The sequence below is a fragment of the Nitratidesulfovibrio liaohensis genome (assembly GCF_011682075.1).
Classification (GTDB): Bacteria; Desulfobacterota; Desulfovibrionia; order Desulfovibrionales; family Desulfovibrionaceae; genus Cupidesulfovibrio; species Cupidesulfovibrio liaohensis.
Window position 1 is genome coordinate 1 of the sequence record NZ_VSMK01000445.1, and the last position, 2,141, is coordinate 2,141.

Consider the following 2,141-nt stretch of genomic DNA (forward strand, 5'->3'; position numbering starts at 1 on the left):
TGGCCGCGCTGGATGCCCTGCGCGAGGCCAAGGCACGGGCGGGCAGCGCGCTGCCTCGCGTGCATCTTGCCTACATGCTGCTGCGCCAGGACGCGGACGGGCCGGAAGCCCTCCCCGCGCTGCTGCGCGGGCGCGGCGTGGAAACGGTGGTGGTGTCCACCCTGGACCACGTGACAGTCCCGGAACTGGCGGATGCCTCATACGCCCATGCCGATGCGGACGAACTGGCCGCGCTGGGGCGGCGGCTGGAAATGGCGTGTACGGCGGCGGAGGCGGAGGACATCCGGATGATCTGGCGTCTGCCCCGGCCCGCGCACCAGTCAGCACACTCGTTCGCGCAGCCAGACGGGGGGCAGGGGGATACCGTTTCGCCGCCTGGCCATTCGCGCAGGCCTGACCACCCCTTTACGCCGGGGCGCAAGCCGCCGGAACTCTGGGATATGCCCGGCGACATGCTGCACGCGCTGGCCGCGCGCGAAGGGGATTCCTCGTGCACCGAAAACGTGGGCCGCGCCGCCGTGATAACCGTGGACGGCATGGTGGCCCCCTGTGTGTTCGCGGCGTTGCCCCTGTGCGGTGGCCGCCCGCGTGACGGCAGTGGCACGGTGGTGGCCGGGCGCATGCTGTTCGGCAGCGTGGAGGACGCCCCCCTGTCCGAACTGTGGCGCCGTCCGGCATATGCGGCGTTTCGGGCCGCCCATGCGCGGGGCGTCCCGCCACTGCCCTGCGAGGGGTGCGTCAAGCTGCGGGTGCACTGAGGGCATTCACCCTGCGTGCACGCGCTTCTCCCTTGTGCCGCTGCGCGGCAGCCAGGCGTTTTACGTCACTCTCCGGCTTACCGTCCTGCCAATTCCCGCCAGCCTTGCCGACTCCGCCCCCGCAATCAGTTCTGCCAGCCCTGTTCAGTCCGGTTGCGGGCGGCTGTCGCCAGCCGCCTGCGGATGAATACCTTGGCCGCCTCCATGGAGGCGAACACCATCGCACCGAAGGCGGTGATGATGCCCAGGGTGCGCCCGTCGGGCATGTGGATGCCGAAGGCCTCGCGCACCGGCGCGAACTGTATCAGCACGGCCACCAGCGCCACCTCCCAGACGATGGACAGCAGCAGCCAGCCGTGCGGCGGGGCCTGCACGATGCCGAAGCGCATGGACCGGAAGTTCAGCGCGATGATCATTTCCACGATGATGAACAGGAAGAACATTTCGGTGCGCGCGGTGCCGATGTCCGCCAGATCGTGCAGGAACAGGGCGAAGAACAGCGGAATCTCCAGGCACACGGCCAGCAGCACGAAGGTCTTCACGTCCCAGGTAAACACGCTTTCGCGCGGGTCGCGCGGGGGGCGGTCCATGATGTCCGGGTCCGGCGGGGCAACGCCAAGGGCCAGTGCGGGCAGACCGTCGGTGGCAAGGTTGATGTACAGGATGGCGGCGGGCAGCAGGGGCAGGTATTCCGGCCCCAGCAGCAGCACCGTGCCGCCGATGACGGCCACCTCCGTGATGTTGCAACGCAGAAGGAAGGTTAGGTATTTCTTGATGTTGTCGTAAATCCACCGCCCGAGTTCGATGGCGTTCACGATGGAGGCGAAATTGTCGTCGGTCAGCACCATGTCTGCCGCCTCGCGCGCCACCTCGGTGCCGGCGATGCCCATGGCCACGCCGATGTCGGCCTGCTTCAGGGCCGGGGCGTCGTTCACCCCGTCGCCGGTCATGGCCACCACGTCGCCGCGCGCCTTCCACGCCTTGACGATGCGCAACTTGTCCATGGGCGAGACGCGGGCATACACGCTGACCCGGTCCACCATGCCCGCGAAGGTGGCGTCGTCCAGGGCGGCCAGGCCGTCGCCGGTCAGCACCACGTCGCCCTCCCGATGGATGCCGATTTCGCGGGCCACGGCCTCTGCCGTCAGGCGGTGGTCGCCGGTGATCATCACCGGGCGGATGCCCACCCGGCGGCAGGTGGCCACGGCTTGCGCCGCCTCGTCGCGGGGCGGGTCCATCATGCCCGCAAGGCCCAGCAGCACATGACCGTGCTCGGCCTTGTCTTCCGCAAGCGGGGCGGACTGGTGGTCGCCGGGGCCGTCATGCAACGGCAGCATGGACAGGGCCAGCACGCGCAGGGCTCGTCCGGCCATGCGTTCCGCC

At 69.3% G+C, this 2,141-nt stretch carries 2 protein-coding genes; one reads left to right on the forward strand and one right to left on the reverse strand.

What is annotated here, in order from left to right; genetic code table 11:
- On the forward strand, positions 1-758 hold a 758-nt coding region (locus FVW27_RS13985; protein ID WP_208294799.1), incomplete at its 5' end, for an SPASM domain-containing protein.
- Between the two features lie 125 nt (positions 759-883).
- Here the strand turns inward: FVW27_RS13985 and FVW27_RS13990 are convergent.
- A partial coding sequence (locus FVW27_RS13990) for a cation-translocating P-type ATPase (RefSeq protein ID WP_167126188.1) occupies positions 884-2,141 on the reverse strand: 1,258 nt, incomplete at its 5' end.